The organism is Paracoccus denitrificans (assembly GCF_900100045.1).
Lineage (GTDB): Bacteria > Pseudomonadota > Alphaproteobacteria > Rhodobacterales > Rhodobacteraceae > Paracoccus > Paracoccus denitrificans.
The window spans coordinates 175,296-190,980 of sequence record NZ_FNEA01000006.1; the positions used below are offsets into that span (position 1 = coordinate 175,296).

A 15,685-nucleotide genomic window follows, 5' to 3' on the forward strand; every position below is an offset into this window, starting at 1 on the left:
CCCGGAGGGGCAGCCATGTTCGAACATCTGGATGCCGTCATTCTGGCCCGCGTGCAATTCGCGTTCACGGTCTCGTTCCACTTCGTCTTTCCGGCCTTCTCGATCGGGCTGGCCAGCTATCTCATGGTGCTCGAGGCGCTGTGGCTGCGCACGGGCAGGGGGGTCTATGCCAACCTGTTCCGCTACTGGCTGAAGATCTTCGCGGTGGTCTTCGGCATGGGCGTCGTCTCGGGCGTGGTGATGTCCTATCAGTTCGGCACCAACTGGTCGGTCTTCTCGGAAAAGGCGGGGCCGGTGATAGGGCCGCTGATGGCCTATGAGGTGATGACCGCCTTCTTCCTCGAGGCGGGCTTCTTGGGCGTGATGCTGTTCGGGATGAACAAGGTCGGCAGGGGACTGCATTTCCTTGCCACCTGCATGGTGGCCCTGGGCACCATGATCTCGGCCACATGGATCCTTGCGGTAAACAGCTGGATGCAGACGCCGGCGGGGCACCTGATCAACGAACAGGGACAGTTCGTGCCGGGACCGTCCTGGTGGGCGATCGTCTTTACCGCAAGCTTTCCCTACCGGCTGGTGCATACGGTCATCGCGGCCTACCTGACCACGGCGCTGGCGGTGGGCGGGGTCGGCGCATGGCACCTGCTGCGCGACCGCGCCAATCCCGGCGCGCGCAAGATGTTTTCGATGGCGATGTGGATGGCGGCCGTCGTCGCGCCGATCCAGATCTTCGTCGGCGATGCGCATGGGCTGAACACGCTGGAGCACCAGCCCGCCAAGATCCTGGCCATCGAGGGCCATTACGAGCCCAGTCCCGACGGCGCCTCGCTGATCCTGTTCGGCATCCCCGACAGCGAAGCGCGGCGCGTGGACTATGCCATCGAGGTGCCGAAGCTCGGCTCGCTGATCCTGAAGCACGACCCGAACGCCCCCCTGCCGGGGCTGAACGATTTCCCGCGCGAGGACTGGCCGCCCGTCGGCATCGTGTTCTGGTCCTTCCGCATCATGGTCGGGCTGGGCTTCGCCATGCTGGGGCTGGGGCTCTGGAGCCTCTGGGCGCGCTGGCGCGGCACCCTCTACGACCGGCGCTGGCTGCATCGGGCGGCGCTTGTCATGGGGCCTTCGGGCTTCGTCGCCGTGATCGCGGGCTGGATCACCACCGAGGTGGGACGCCAGCCCTTTACCGTCTACGGCCTGATGCGCACCGCGGAATCGCATTCGCCGCTTGCCGCGCCCGCCGTGGCGGCCTCACTGATCGCCTTTGTCGTGGTCTATTTCTTCGCCTTCGGGGCGGGGATCTATTACCTGCTGCGGCTGATGGCAAAGCCGCCGCAGCCCGGCGAAACCCAGCCGCCCAGCCGACCGCAGCGCGCCGCCGGCATCACGCCCGCCGCGGTCGGCGCCGGCACGGAGCATTGACATGGAAAGCATCGATCTGACCGTCGTCTGGGCGCTGATCATCGGCTTCGCGGTCTTTGCCTATGTGGTGATGGACGGGTTCGACCTGGGTATCGGCATCCTGTTCCCGACGCTGAAGGTCGGCGAGGAACGCGACCAGGCGATGAACTCGATCGCACCTGTCTGGGACGGCAACGAGACATGGCTGGTGCTGGGCGGCGGCGGGCTGTTCGCGGCCTTTCCGCTGGCCTATGCGATCATCCTGCCGGCCACCTATCCGCTGATGATCGCCATGCTGCTGGGCCTGATCTTTCGCGGCGTCGCCTTCGAGTTCCGCTGGCGCGACCCGCGCCACCGCGCCTTCTGGGACCTGGCCTTCACGGGTGGTTCGGTCGTGGCGGCGCTGTCGCAGGGCATCGCGCTCGGCGCCATCCTCCAGGGCATCCGGGTCGAGAACGGGGCCTATGCCGGGGGCTGGCTTGACTGGCTCAGCCCGTTCAGCCTGCTGACCGGGATCGCGCTGCTGACGGGCTATGCGGCGCTTGGCGCGGCCTGGCTCAACTGGAAGACCGAAGGCGGCGCGCAGAGCCACGCCCGCCGCATGGTGCATCTGCTTGCGCCCGCCATGATCGCCATGCTGATCGCGGTCAGCGCCGCGACGCCCTTTCTCAACTACGACTATTGGCGGCGCTGGTTCGACTTTCCAGGGGTGCTGCTGACGGCGCAGGTGCCGCTTCTGGTTGCGATCTGCGCCTTGGTGCTGTTCCGCAGCCTGATCGCCGGCGCCGAGCGGCTGCCCTTCCTGATGCTTCTCGCCCTGTTCCTGTTGTGCTTCATCGGGCTGGGCATCAGCATCTTTCCCTATGTCGTGCCCCGCTCGGTGACGATCTGGGATGCGGCGGCACCGCTGCGCAGCCAGTCCTTCATGCTGGCAGGCGCGATGTTCATCATCCCGATCATCCTGATCTACACGGGATGGGCCTATTGGGTGTTCCGCGGCAAGGTCGGAACACACGGCTATCATTGATGGCGGGCGAGGCACCCCTGTGGAAGCGGCTGGCCTGGATGGCCGCGATCTGGACCGCCAGCGTTCTGGCCCTCGGCCTTGTGGCCATGGCCATCCGATGGGTGCTCGCGCCGTAAGCTCCCGCACCGACACCCGGCAAGAAACCGACACGACTCGCTGAACCAACGAGGAGGAACCAATGGCGACCGAAATGTGCCAGATCTGCGGCATCCGCCCCGCAGCCTATCATGTGACCGTCATGCAGGACGGCGAACGCAAGCAGATGGATATCTGCGAATACGACTATGCCCGGCTGACCCGGCAGCAAAGGCGCGCCTCGCCGCTGGAATCGCTGTTCGGCGGCGATCCCTTCGACGGCTTCTTCGATCGCGCCCGCGGCCTGATGGGCGACGCCAATGCCCCCGCCGGCCGGGCCGCCATGACCGATGCGCCCAGCGAGCGGCAATATGTGGACAGCTTCAGCGAGCAGACCAAGGCCATGCTGCAAAAGGCCGCCGAGCGCACGCAGGAAAGCGGCCGCCGCGACATCGATACCGAGCAGTTGCTCTATGTCCTGCCCGACAGCGAGGCGGTGCAGGCGATCCTGAAGCAGTTCAAGGTCAGCCCCGCCGACCTGCGGGCCGAGATCGACAAGCGTGCCCCCGAGCTGCCCGGCGCGGGACCCGAGGGCAGGGACAAGGATGAGGTCGGCGTCTCGCCTCGCGTGAAAAGCGCGCTGAACCGCGCCTATACGGCCGCGCGCGAACTGGGGCACAGCTATGTCGGTCCCGAGCATCTGCTGATCGGGCTGTCCGAGGTGCCGGACAGCCATGCCGGCACGCTGCTCAGGAAATACGGCATGACCCCGCAGGCGATCCGCCAACAGGTGGTCAAGGTGGTCGGCAAGGGTGCCGAGGACGGCCGGGTCGAAACGCCCACGAACACGCCGAACCTGGACAAGTTCAGCCGCGACCTGACCAAGCACGCGCGCGAGGGCAAGCTGGACCCGGTGATCGGCCGCGCGCAGGAGATCGAGACCACGATCGAGATCCTCGCCCGGCGCAAGAAGAACAACCCGGTGCTGATCGGCGAGCCCGGCGTCGGCAAGACCGCCATCATCGAGGGCCTTGCGCAGCGCATCGTCAACGGCGAGGTGCCCGAGGTCCTGCGCGACAAGCGGCTGATCGAGCTGAACATCAACTCGATGGTCGCGGGCTCCAAGTATCGGGGCGAGTTCGAGGAACGCGTCAAGCAGTTGATGGACGAGATCACCGCCCGGAAGGACGAGCTGGTGCTGTTCATCGACGAGGTCCACACCATCGTCGGCGCGGGGCAGGGCGGGGGCGAGGGCGGGCTGGACATCGCCAACACCTTCAAGCCTGCCATGGCGCGCGGCGAAATGAATCTGATCGGCGCCACCACCTTGGCCGAATACCAGAAGTACATCGAAAAGGACGCCGCGCTGGAGCACCGCTTCCAGCCGGTGCTGGTGCCCGAGCCGAGCGTCGATCAGACCATCAACATCCTGCGCGGCCTGCGCGACAGCATGGAGGCGCATCACAAGGTCACCATCCTTGACGAGGCGCTGGTGGCGGCGGCGGAACTGTCGGATCGCTACATCTCGGGGCGGTTCCTGCCCGACAAGGCCATCGACCTGATCGACCAGGCGGCGGCGCGGGTGCATCTGTCCACCACCTCGCGCCCCGCCGACCTGCAAGAGGCCGAGGCCGAGATCGCGGGCTTGAGACGCGAACAGGCCTATGCCACCTCGCGCAAGAATTTCGACAAGGCCAAGGAATTCGAAGCCCGGATCGGCGAGCGCGAGAAGGACCTGGAGGAAAGGACCGATGCCTGGAAGGCCAGGGTCGGCTCGTCCAGCGCCGAGGTGCAGGTGGGCGACATCGCCGACATCGTCTCGAAGCTGACCGGAATCCCGGTGAACGAGCTGACGCAGGAGGAAAAGGAAAAGCTGTTGCAGATGGAGGAGCGGCTGCATCAGCGCGTCATCGGCCAGGACCGCGCCATCGAGGCGGTCTCGGACGCCGTGCGCCTGGCAAGGGCCGGGCTGCGGCAAGGCAGCCGCCCCATCGCCACCTTTCTGTTCCTGGGGCCTACCGGCGTCGGCAAGACCGAGCTTGCCAAGGCGCTGGCCGAGGTGATCTTCGGCGACGAGGATGCCGTGATCCGCATCGACATGTCCGAATACATGGAGCGCCACGCCGTCGCCCGGCTGATCGGCGCGCCGCCCGGCTATGTCGGCTATGACGAGGGCGGGCAGCTGACCGAGCGGGTGCGGCGCAAGCCCTATTCGGTGATCCTGCTCGATGAGATCGAAAAGGCCCATGCCGATGTCTACAACGTGCTGTTGCAGGTCTTCGACGACGGCCGGCTGACCGACGGCAAGGGCCGGGTGGTCGATTTCAAGAACACGCTGATCATCGCCACCTCGAACCTTGGCTCGCAGGTGATCATGTCGGGCGGGGGCGAGATCACGGCGGCGGTCAGGGAGGGCGTCCAGGAGGTGCTGCGCCAGCATTTCCGGCCCGAATTCCTGAACAGGATCGACGAGATCATCATCTTCGACAGCCTCAAGAAGAACGAGATCGGCAATATCGTGCAACTGCAGCTCGACGGCATCCGGCAGACGGCGCTGGAGAAGGACATCGCCCTGCGTTTCGACGACAGCGTGGTGAACCATCTGGCCGAAGAGGGCTACCAGCCCGAATTCGGCGCGCGGGAATTGCGCAGGCTGATCCGGCGCGAGATCGAGGCGCCGCTGGCCAAGGAGATGCTGGCCGGGAAGATGGGCGAGGGGGATACGGTGACCGCCAACTGGAGCGACGGGGACGGCATCGGATTTGCGGTCGGGAAAGCGGCGGAGGACAAGCCCGCCGCGGCCGCAACCACCGCCCCCGCCGGCCCGACGACGCTGGACGCCGCCACGGCGACCGATGTGGTCGAGGACGAGGAGCGCAAGTTGCAGGGCGGCGCCGGGCAGGCTGCCGAGGCGACGAAGCTGATCGAGGACAAAGAGGCGGCAGGCGACAAACCCGCCTCCTGATTCGCTTGTCACGGAAATACCCCGGCGCCCCGGTGCCCCGGTGCCGGGCCAAGGCAACAGGAGCATGCATGGCCGACGACATCCGGTTCGCCGTCAAGGTCTTCGCGGCCTTGTTCGCGATCATGAACCCGATTGCGAATGTCCCGATCTTCCTGCCCCTGACCGAAGGCGGCAGCGACGCCCAACGGCATCGCACCGCCGTCGTGGCGATCATCGCGGTCGGCATCGGCTGCGTGGTCTCGGCGCTGGCCGGGGGTGCGGTGCTGTCGGCCTTCGGCCTGACGGTGGATGATTTCCGCCTTGCGGGCGGGCTGATGGTGCTGCTGATCGCGCTGTCGATGCTGAACGGGTCCGCCAGCGCGCAGCACAAGCCCGCGGATCACGAGATCGACGGGACCGCTCCTTCGGTCGCGATCTATCCGCTTGCGGTCCCGCTGCTGGTCGGACCCGGCACCATCGCCACGCTGATCGTCTTTGGCCATGCCGCGATCTCGCAGGGGCTCGAGATCGGGCTGGCGCTTGGCCTTGGCGGTTTCCTGGTGGTTCTGGCGGCGGCGCTTCTGACGGCGCCGTGGCTCGGCCATCATCTTTCCGCACAGGCGACGGCCGTCACCCGCCGGCTGATGGGCATGCTTCTGGCCGCCATCGCCGTCGAGATGATGACGACCAGTATCAGGGCCTTGTTCCTGTCGGGGCGATAGCGGATGCTTTCGCAAGCCGCCCGGACAGGCTTTACCGGACCCGTGCCAGCAAGGGAATGCCAATGACTCCGATCGCCAGCCAGCCCGCCGACGGGTCCCTGACCGCCAACGCCATCTTCCTGACCCTGTCGCTGCATGGGGAGGATGCCGCGCTGGACGGCTTTCGGGACCTCTGCGCCGACTTGCCCTCGCTGGTCAGGGCGGTGGGGTTTCGCAGCGCCGCCGCCGGCCTGTCCTGCGTCATCGGCATCGGTTCTGCCCTGTGGGAGCGTCTGGACATGGGCGCTCGGCCGCAGGGCCTGCATCCGTTCCGCGAGTTGGCGGGCGTCCACCACGCCCCCGCCACGCCCGGCGACATCCTCTTTCACATCCGTGCCGAGCGGCCGGATTTCTGCTTCGAACTGGCCAGCCAGATCCTGCGCCGCCTGGGCCCGGTCTCTTCCGTCGAGGACGAGACGCAGGGTTTCAAGTTCTTCGACAACCGCGACCTGCTGGGCTTTGTCGACGGCACCGAGAACCCGAACGGCGCCGACCGGACGGCGGCGGTGCTGATCGGTCCCGAGGATGCGGCCTTCGCCGGGGGCAGCTACGTGATCGTGCAGAAATACCTGCACGACCTTGCCAGATGGGAGGCGATGACGGTCGAGGCGCAGGAGCGGGTGATCGGCCGCCGCAAGCTGTCGGATATCGAGTTCCCGGAGGCCGAGAAGGCCAGTTTCGCCCATAACGTGCTGACCAACATCAACGACGACCGGGGCAACCAGTTGCAGATCCTGCGCGACAACATGCCCTTCGGCAGCCCGGCACGAGGGGAGTTCGGCACCTATTTCATCGGCTACGCCCGCGAGCCGGGGCGGATCGAGACGATGCTGGAGAACATGTTCGTCGGTCTGCCGCCCGGAAACTACGATCGCCTCCTCGATGTCTCGACCGCGGTGACGGGGGGCCTGTTCTTCGTGCCCGGTGCCGATGTGCTGGATGCGATCGGCGCGGGCCGGCCCGTGCAGCAACCGGCAGCAAAACCGGAACCCGCCGTGCGGACGGATGGCTCGCTCGGCCTTGGATCCTTGAAACAGGGGAACTGACATGGACAATCTTCATCGCAAACTGGCGCCGATCAGCGATGCGGCCTGGGCCCAGATCGAGGACGAGGCGGCGCGGACGCTGAAACGCTATCTCGGCGCGCGGCGGGTGGTGGATGTGCACGGCCCGGAAGGGTTCGGCCTGTCGGCGGTGGGCACCGGCCATCTGCGTCCCGCCACGGCGCTGGCCGAGGGCGTCGAAAGCCACCGGCGCGAGGTGAACCCGCTGCTGGAATTGCGCGTGCCCTTTACCCTGACCCGCGCCGCCATCGACGACGTGGCGCGCGGCTCGAACGACAGCGACTGGCAGCCGCTGAAGGACGCAGCGCGCAAGATCGCGCTGGCCGAGGACCGGCTGGTCTTTCTGGGCCATGGCGATGCGGGCATCAGGGGCATCCTGCCGGAAACCAGCAACCCCATCGTCGCGCTGCCCGCAAATGTCGCCGACTATCCCGAGGCGGTGGCCTCGGCGGTCAGCGAGTTGCGGCTGGCAGGGGTCAACGGACCCTATGCGCTGATCCTGGGAACGACGGCCTTCACCGCCGCCAATGGCGGCGCCGAGGACGGCTATCCGGTGCTGAAGCATCTGGAGCGGCTGGTCGATGTGCCGGTGGTCTGGAGCCAGGCGCTGGAGGGCGGGGCCGTCGTCACCACCCGCGGCGGCGATTTCGACCTGTGGCTGGGGCAGGACATCTCGATCGGCTATCTGTCGCACGACGCTGCATCCGTCACGCTTTACCTGCAGGAATCCCTGACCTTCCAGATGCAGACATCCGAAGCCGTGGTGGCGCTGAAGGCCTGACCACCGATGACGCCACGCTCGCAGCCCAACCTGCGCGATATCCTGCTTACCCTCAACGGTTCGATCATTCCGGTGATCCTGGGCCGCCTGACGGTGATCGGGGTGGTCTGCATCGCGGCCATCCTGGCGGCGCGGATGCATCCCGGCATCTTTGCCCGGATCAGCGCCATCCCCTTTACCCTGATCGGCATCGCGCTTTCGGTGTTCATGAGCTTTCGCAACAGCACCTGCTATGCGCGCTGGTGGGAGGGGCGCCAGCTTTGGGGGCAGGTGATCGTCGCTTGCCGTGGCATCGCGCGGGCCAGCGCCGGACTGGAATCCCAGACCCGCATGCGGCTGTTGCGGTCGCTTTGCGCCTTTGCGGGCGGGCTCTCCGCACGGTTGCGCCATCAGGACGAGATCGCTGCGATCGCCCGCTGGATACCGGCCGAGGATATTCGCGGATGCCGCAATCCCTCGGATCGCGTCTTGCGGATTGCCGGCGAAGAGCTCATCGCGGCGGTCGAGCACGGTCGGCTGGGCGACATCCGCTGGTCGGTGCTGGAGGGATATCTGGACCAGCTCTCGGCGGCGCAGGCGGCCTGCGAGCGGATCGCCTCGACCCCGGTGCCCTTCGCCTATTCCCTGCTTTTGCACCGCACCGCGCTGGTTTTCTGCCTGCTGCTGCCCTTTGCATTGGCGGGAGCACTGGGCTGGTGGACGCTCCTCCCCGTGCTTCTGGTGGCCTATACCTTCTTTGGCCTCGATGCCCTGAGCCATCAGCTGGAGGATCCCTTCGGCGGTTCGCCGAACGCCCTCCCGCTGGATGTCATGCGCCAGAACATCGAACGCGAGATGATGGATGCATTATCCGGCCCAAGGCCGCCCACCGTGCCGGAAGCCGTCGACGGCCGGTAGATCCGCCGCGGCCGCATGATGCCGACCGGCCATGCCGGAACCGGGGGGGGGGGGCGGATCAAGCCTTGCCGTGTTCCATCGCCGCCCGGTTCCTTGGCCCGGAAAAATTATCCGACGCGCCCCACCCACGGCGCTGCAAATTGGTCGGGGTCTGCCCGATTTGCGGGAAATTGTCGGACGAACTGCCTGAAGTTTCGCCAGTTCATGCCGCCCCATGATGGTCGGGGGCGCAGGAATTGGCGGCGTGCCGCCGATGTCCTCTAGTTCCCCTGAACCCGACGGCAACGACACAAGGGAAGACAGGGATGAACAGGATTATCAGCGCAGCCGCCGCTCTGGCGATTTCGACCGGGCTTGCGGGCATCGCTTGGGCGCAGGAAGGCGAGCCGATCAAGATCGGCGTGCTGCACTCGCTCTCGGGCACCATGGCGATTTCGGAAACCACGCTGAAGGACACCGTCCTGATGATGGTCGAGCGCCAGAACGCCAAGGGCGGGCTGCTGGGCCGCCCGCTGGAGGCCGTGGTGGTCGATCCGGCCTCGGACTGGCCGCTCTTCGCCGAAAAGGCGCGCGAACTGCTGACCGTCAGCGATGTGGACGTGATCTTCGGCGCGTGGACCTCGGTTTCCCGCAAGTCCGTGCTGCCGGTCCTGGAGGAGCTGAACGGGCTGATGTTCTATCCCGTTCAATACGAAGGCGAGGAAAGCTCGAAGAACGTCATCTATACCGGCGCCGCCCCGAACCAGCAGGCGATCCCGGCGGTCGATTACATGACGGAGGAACTGGGCGTCGAGAAATGGGCGCTTCTGGGCACCGATTACGTCTATCCGCGCACCACGAACAACATCCTCGACGCCTATCTGAAGGACAAGGGCGTCGCCGCAGGGGACATCTTCGTCAACTACACCCCCTTCGGGCATTCGGACTGGTCCAAGATCGTCGCGGACGTGGTGGCGCTTGGCGCGGACGGCAAGAAGGTCGGCGTCGTCTCGACCATCAACGGCGATGCCAATGTCGGCTTCTACAAGGAACTGGCGGCGGCGGGCGTCTCGGCCGAGGACATTCCGGTCATCGCCTTCTCGGTCGGCGAGGAAGAGCTTTCCGGACTGGATACCGCGAACCTCGTCGGGCATCTGGCCGCCTGGAACTATTTCCAATCCGCCGACACGCCCGAAAACGCCGCCTTCATCGAGGAATGGCACAAGTTCATCGGCGACGACAAGCGCGTGACCAACGACCCGATGGAGGCGACGATGATCGGCTTCAGCGCCTGGGTCGCGGCGGTCGAAAAGGCGGGCACCACCGATGTCGACCCGGTGCTTGACGCCATCGTGGGGATCGAGGTGCCGAACCTGACCGGCGGCACCGCGACGGTTCTGCCGAACCACCACCTGACCAAGCCGGTGCTGATCGGCGAGATCCGCGCCGACGGCCAGTTCGACATCGTCAGCCAGACCGAGCCGGTGCCGGGCGACGCCTGGACCGACTATCTGCCCGAATCCGCCGTGCTGGACGCCGACTGGCCGGGCAAGCAATGCGGCATGTTCAACACGCAGACCAACAGCTGCGTGCAGGTCCAGTCGAACTACTGACCGGCTTTCGGGGGCGGTGCAGCCGCCCTCTTTCGCCTCAAGACGGAAATGCCCATGACCTGCCGCCTGATCGCCTTGCTGCTGAACCTGTTCCTGGCCTTGCCCGCCGCCGCCAATCCGGCGCTGGAAGCGGTCATCGCCGACAACCTGGACCAGATCGAGCGCCCCTCGCGCCGCACGGTCGAGCCGGTGGTGGCCCGGATCGCCGCCACCGGACCCGAGGGGATGGCGCTGCTGTCGGCATGGGCGGGCCGCTCGCTTGGCCTGGCCGACGGGCGGCTGGTGATCGTCACGGGCGACGGCGCCACGGACGCGGTGACCGGGCAGGCCGTCACGGGCGCGGACCCGAAGATGCTGCGCCCCAATGCCGGGGTGCGCGGCGTGATCGAATCGGCGCTGGTCGCGGGCGAGATTGCCAGCCCCGACCGGGCGCGCCGCGCCGCCGCGCTGGCCAGCATCGCCCGCGACGGCACCGCCGAGCATCTGGCCGCCCTGCGCGCCGCCGCGCCCGAGCCGGACCCCGCTCTGGCCGCCCGCCGCGCCCGGATCGAAAAGCTGCTGACCATCCGCTTCGACGCCGACCCCGCCGCGCGGGTGACCGCCATTCAGGACATGGCGGGCGATGTCGGCCTTGATTTCCGCGCCGCGCTGAACCCTTTGCTCGCGACCCGGCGCGTGGCCTCGGCCGATGAGCCGCAGGGCGCCAACATCGCCCGTGAGTTGCGCGTGGGGTCGGACGATTTCCCGCGCGAGGCCGCCATCGCCCTGCTGACGGCGCAGGGGCTGGTCCAGCCGCGCCTGACTGCTGCCGACCAGCGCAATGCACTGGCCGCGCATATCGTCGATGGCAGGGTAGGCGGCGTTTCCGTCGCCGAACTGTCCGACCCGCAAGCCCGCGACCGCGCCTATGAGGCGCTGGAGGGGGCGGGAACCGTCCCGCCCGCCGCCACCGAGGCCGAGACCGAGGCGGCGCTGGCAGGCATCCGCTTCTTCGATGTCTATGCAGAGCCTGAGGCGGCCGTGACCGACGCCGCCCGCGCCGCGCAAAGGGGTGCGGAATGGCGGCTGGGGGCGATGAAGGGGATCGACCTTGGGCTGGACGCGCTGTCTCTTGCCTCGATCTACTTCCTGGCCGCAATCGGGCTGGCGATCACCTTCGGGGTGATGCGCGTCATCAACATGGCGCATGGCGAATTCATCATGATGGGCGCCTATACCGGCTATGTCGCGCAGACCTTGATCGCGGATCGCACCCTGTCGCTGGTGGCGGCGCTGCCGCTGGCCTTCGCGGTGACCTTTGCCGCAGGCGTGGTGCTTTACCGGCTGGTGATCCGGCACCTGGCGCATCGGCCGCTGGAGACGCTGCTTGCGACCTTCGGCGTCTCGATCGCGCTGCAGCAGCTTGCCAAGAACATCTTCGGCACGCAGGCCCGGCCGCTGACCGCACCCGCATGGCTGGAAGGCGCGATCACGGTGAACGACGTGGTCTCGATCTCGACCATCCGGGTGGCGATCTTCGTGCTGGCGCTGCTGTTCCTGGGCCTGTTCCTGTTCATCATGAAGCGCACGAGGCTGGGACTGGAGGTCCGCGCGGTGACGCAGAACCCCGGCATGGCCGCCAGCATGGGGATCAACCCGGACCGCATCGCCATGATGACCTTTGGCCTCGGCTCGGGCATCGCGGGGATCGCGGGCGTCGCCATCGGCCTTTTCGCCCAGGTCACCTCGGAACTGGGCCAGCAATACATCGTGCAAAGCTTCATGACGGTTGTGGTCGGCGGCGTCGGCAACATCTGGGGCACGCTGGCGGGCGCCGGGCTGATCGGGGTGCTGTCCAAGGTGATCGAATCCTTCAATCCCTCGAACACGCTGGCGGCGCAGACCTTCATGATCCTGTTCATCGTGATCTTCATCCAATTCCGGCCGCGCGGCATCATCCCGCAGCGCGGCCGTGCGGCGGAGGCGTGACATGACCCGGCAACCCTTCATCCTGCGCAATCCCTCGGTCCTGGTCGTCCTGGCATTGCTGGCCGCCTTTACCCTTGCCGTCACGCTGATGAGCACGGCCTACGGGTCGGGCGCCCTTCCGACCTCGACCGTCAAGGTGCTGGGCAAGACGCTGTGCCTGGCGCTGGCCGCCGTGGCGATGGATCTGGTCTGGGGCTATCTGGGCATCCTGTCCCTGGGGCAGATGGCCTTCTTCGCCCTGGGCGGCTACATGATCGGGCAATGGCTGATGTATGCCCGGACCGAGGCCATCGTCGCCGCCTCGCTTTCCGGCAACCCGATCCCGCCCACCGTGCAGGAGTTGCGCGAGGCCGTGGCCAACCAGATCTTCGGCGTCGTCGGCTCGGCGGACCTGCCGCTGGTCTGGACCCTGGCCCATTCGCTGACGGCGCAACTGGTCCTGGTGGTCGCGGTGCCGGGGCTGCTGGCGCTTGTCTTCGGCTGGCTCGCGTTCCGGTCGCGGGTCAACGGCGTCTACCTGTCGATCCTGACGCAGGCGATGACGCTGGCGCTGGCGCTGTGGCTGTTCCAGAACGACAGCGGCTTTCGCGGCAATAACGGGCTGTCGGGATTGCAGAACATCCCCGGCCTGGACGGGGTGGGGCAGGCGCGGCTGTCGGTCTGGTTCCTCTGGGCCTCGGCCGCCGCCCTGGCGCTGTTCTACGTCCTGGCCGCATGGGTGGTCGGCGGCAAGTTCGGCAGCGTCATCCGCGCCATCCGCGACGACGAGACCCGCGTGCGCTTCCTGGGCTATCCGGTCGAGGGCTTCAAGCTGGCGGTCTTTACCCTGGCCGCGATGATCACCGCGATTGCGGGCGCGCTCTATTACCCGCAGGCGGGCATCATCAACCCGGCGGAACTGATGCCCATCGCCTCGATCTACCTGGCGGTCTGGGTCGCCATCGGCGGGCGCGGGCGGCTTTACGGCGCGATGATCGGCGCCATCGTGGTCTCGCTGCTGTCCAGCTGGTTCACCGGCGGGCGGGCGCCCGACCTGAACCTGCCGGGCTATGCGGTCAAATGGGTGGACTGGTGGCAGGTGGCGCTTGGCCTGTCCTTCGTGCTGGTGACGCTGTTCGCCCCCAAGGGCATCGCGGGCATCTTCGACCGGTTGGCGGGCATCCTGCCGCCGCGCCGCCATGGCCGCGACCTTGGCCCCGACCAGGGCGCATTGCAGGAACAGGAGGCCAAGGCATGACCGCGCTTCTTGAAGTGGACGGGATCTCGGTCAGCTTCGACGGGTTCCGGGCGATCAACAACCTGTCCTTCAGCATCGGAGCGGCGGAACTGCGCGCGGTGATCGGCCCCAACGGCGCGGGCAAGACCACCTTCATGGATATCGTGACCGGCAAGACCCGGCCCGATTCCGGCGATGTGAAGTTCGGCGAAAGTTCGAAATCGCTGCTGAGGATGAACGAGGCGCAGATCGCCCGCGCCGGCATCGGCCGCAAGTTCCAGCGTCCCACCGTCTTCGAGGACCAAAGCGTCGCCGCCAACCTGACCATGGCGCTGAAGGCCAGCCGCGGCCCCTTTGCGGTGCTGTTCTGGAAACCCTCGGCGGCGTCGGCCGCGCGGGTGGCGGAACTGGCGGCCGAGGTCGGTCTGGCCGAGCACACCCACCGCAAGGCGGGCGAGTTGAGCCACGGCCAGAAACAATGGCTGGAGATCGGCATGCTGCTGGCCTCGGCCCCGCGCCTGCTGCTGGTCGACGAACCCGCGGCCGGCATGACGCTGGCGGAACGCGAGCAGACCACGGCGCTGCTGGTCCGGCTGGCGCAGACGCGCGCCGTGGTGGTGGTCGAACACGACATGGACTTCGTGCGCCGTCTGGATTGCAAGGTGACGGTGCTGCATCAGGGATCGGTGCTGGCCGAGGGCAGCCTGGACCATGTGACCCGCAATCCCGACGTGATCGAAGTCTATCTGGGGCGCTGAGACATGCTGGAAGCCAGAAACCTGACCCTTCACCATGGCGGCAGCCAGATCCTTCACGGCATCGACATCGACGCCCGGCCCGGTCGCGTGACCTGCGTGATGGGCAACAACGGCGTGGGCAAGACCTCGCTGCTGAGCTTGCTGGCCGGGCGGCATCCCCGCTCGGGCGGCACGATCCGCCTTGACGGGCGCGAACTGGGCCGGGTGACGGCCCAGCAGATGGCGCGGATGGGCGTGGGCTATGTGCCGCAGGGCAGGGCGATCTTTCCCATGCTGACCGTGCGCGAGAACATGGAAACCGGATTCGCCTGCCTGCCCCGCAACCAGCGCAGCATCCCGGACGAGATCTTCGACAGCTTTCCCGTGCTGGCCGAGATGGCGCATCGGCGGGGCGGCGACCTTTCGGGTGGCCAGCAGCAACAGCTTGCCATCGCCCGCGCCCTGATCACCAGGCCGCGCGTCCTGCTGCTGGACGAACCGACCGAGGGCATCCAGCCCAACATCATCGCCCAGATCGGCCGGGTCGTCGCCACGCTTCGCGAGCGGGGCGACATGGCCATCGTGCTGGTCGAGCAATATTTCGACTTCGCCTGGGATCTGGGCGACGACTTCCTGGTGCTGGAGCGGGGCAGGGCGGTGGCGCATGGATCGAAAGCCGATCTGCGACGCGAGGACCTGCACGCGCGCCTTGCGGGCCACGCCGCGGCATGAGGGATTTCCTTGCTCTTGGCCGGGAAAGAGAAACAGCCGGTCACAAGGGCTTTCGCTGCGGCACGCCCTGACGGCGCGTCCGCACCAACAGATCGCGGACGGAAGCACTGCCGGGTTGGATCTTCTGTTTCAGGTGGGAGCAACGATGCCCGGGGTCCGGGGTCCGGCCGAATGGGTGCGGATCGGCAGGTGTTGCGAGGCTGCGGTCCAGAGCGAAGCCGGCCAACAGATCCGCCCATTGCTGGACTGGTCGCGCAACCTGACACGATGGCGATCCGCTAAGATCTTCAGAATCCGCGGTTATCCTGGCGGCCGGGGCATCTTACAGTTGAATAATACCGATAACCGGGATTATGTAATATATCGAACATCAACCGCCAACCAATCATCCCACCCGGGCGCAAGCACTTCCTTTCCTCTGTCCCACAGCATAGTCTGCGAAACGAATCCACCGCAATTTCCGCAGCCACCACCCGCAAGACCAAGCGGCAAT

At 66.9% G+C, this 15,685-nt stretch carries 13 protein-coding genes; all 13 read left to right on the plus strand.

Going from position 1 to position 15,685, the window contains the following annotated elements; genetic code table 11:
• Positions 1–15 precede the first annotated feature (15 nt).
• The 13 genes from BLT64_RS06970 (at position 16) to urtE (ending at position 15,192) form a co-directional block, all read left to right on the plus strand.
• Positions 16–1,419, plus strand: coding sequence for a cytochrome ubiquinol oxidase subunit I (locus tag BLT64_RS06970; protein ID WP_011750244.1), 1,404 nt, complete (start codon positions 16–18; stop codon positions 1,417–1,419).
• 1 nt (position 1,420) lies between these two features.
• Complete coding sequence (cydB, locus tag BLT64_RS06975; protein ID WP_011750245.1) at positions 1,421–2,425, plus strand: cytochrome d ubiquinol oxidase subunit II; 1,005 nt, start codon at positions 1,421–1,423, stop codon at positions 2,423–2,425.
• Complete coding sequence (locus tag BLT64_RS06980; protein ID WP_018001191.1) at positions 2,425–2,541, plus strand: DUF2474 domain-containing protein; 117 nt, start codon at positions 2,425–2,427, stop codon at positions 2,539–2,541. Before cydB ends, BLT64_RS06980 begins: the two co-directional genes overlap by 1 nt.
• 62 nt (positions 2,542–2,603) lie before the next feature.
• Positions 2,604–5,465: an ATP-dependent Clp protease ATP-binding subunit gene (locus BLT64_RS06985; protein ID WP_011750246.1), complete on the plus strand. Its 2,862-nt coding sequence runs from the start codon at positions 2,604–2,606 to the stop codon at positions 5,463–5,465.
• A gap of 68 nt (positions 5,466–5,533) precedes the next feature.
• Positions 5,534–6,166, plus strand: a complete 633-nt coding sequence (locus BLT64_RS06990; protein ID WP_011750247.1) for a MarC family protein — start codon at positions 5,534–5,536, stop codon at positions 6,164–6,166.
• A 62-nt stretch (positions 6,167–6,228) separates the two neighbouring features.
• Complete coding sequence (locus BLT64_RS06995) at positions 6,229–7,251, plus strand: Dyp-type peroxidase (protein WP_011750248.1); 1,023 nt, start codon at positions 6,229–6,231, stop codon at positions 7,249–7,251.
• 1 nt (position 7,252) lies between these two features.
• Positions 7,253–8,050, plus strand: coding sequence for a family 1 encapsulin nanocompartment shell protein (locus BLT64_RS07000; protein ID WP_011750249.1), 798 nt, complete (start codon positions 7,253–7,255; stop codon positions 8,048–8,050).
• Positions 8,051–8,056: 6 nt separating this feature from the next.
• Positions 8,057–8,947, plus strand: a complete 891-nt coding sequence (locus BLT64_RS07005) for a bestrophin family protein (RefSeq protein WP_011750250.1) — start codon at positions 8,057–8,059, stop codon at positions 8,945–8,947.
• 305 nt (positions 8,948–9,252) lie between these two features.
• Positions 9,253–10,539, plus strand: coding sequence for an urea ABC transporter substrate-binding protein (gene urtA, locus BLT64_RS07010; protein WP_011750251.1), 1,287 nt, complete (start codon positions 9,253–9,255; stop codon positions 10,537–10,539).
• Between the two features lie 54 nt (positions 10,540–10,593).
• Entirely contained in the window at positions 10,594–12,507 is a 1,914-nt protein-coding gene (gene urtB, locus BLT64_RS07015) for an urea ABC transporter permease subunit UrtB (RefSeq protein WP_041530643.1), read from the plus strand.
• A gap of 1 nt (position 12,508) precedes the next feature.
• On the plus strand, positions 12,509–13,744 hold the full coding sequence (gene urtC, locus BLT64_RS07020; protein ID WP_011750253.1) for an urea ABC transporter permease subunit UrtC: 1,236 nt from the start codon (positions 12,509–12,511) through the stop codon (positions 13,742–13,744).
• Entirely contained in the window at positions 13,741–14,481 is a 741-nt protein-coding gene (urtD, locus tag BLT64_RS07025; RefSeq protein ID WP_011750254.1) for an urea ABC transporter ATP-binding protein UrtD, read from the plus strand. The genes urtC and urtD overlap by 4 nt, the downstream gene beginning before the upstream one ends.
• A 3-nt stretch (positions 14,482–14,484) precedes the next feature.
• On the plus strand, positions 14,485–15,192 hold the full coding sequence (gene urtE / locus BLT64_RS07030; protein ID WP_011750255.1) for an urea ABC transporter ATP-binding subunit UrtE: 708 nt from the start codon (positions 14,485–14,487) through the stop codon (positions 15,190–15,192).
• Positions 15,193–15,685 lie beyond the last annotated feature (493 nt).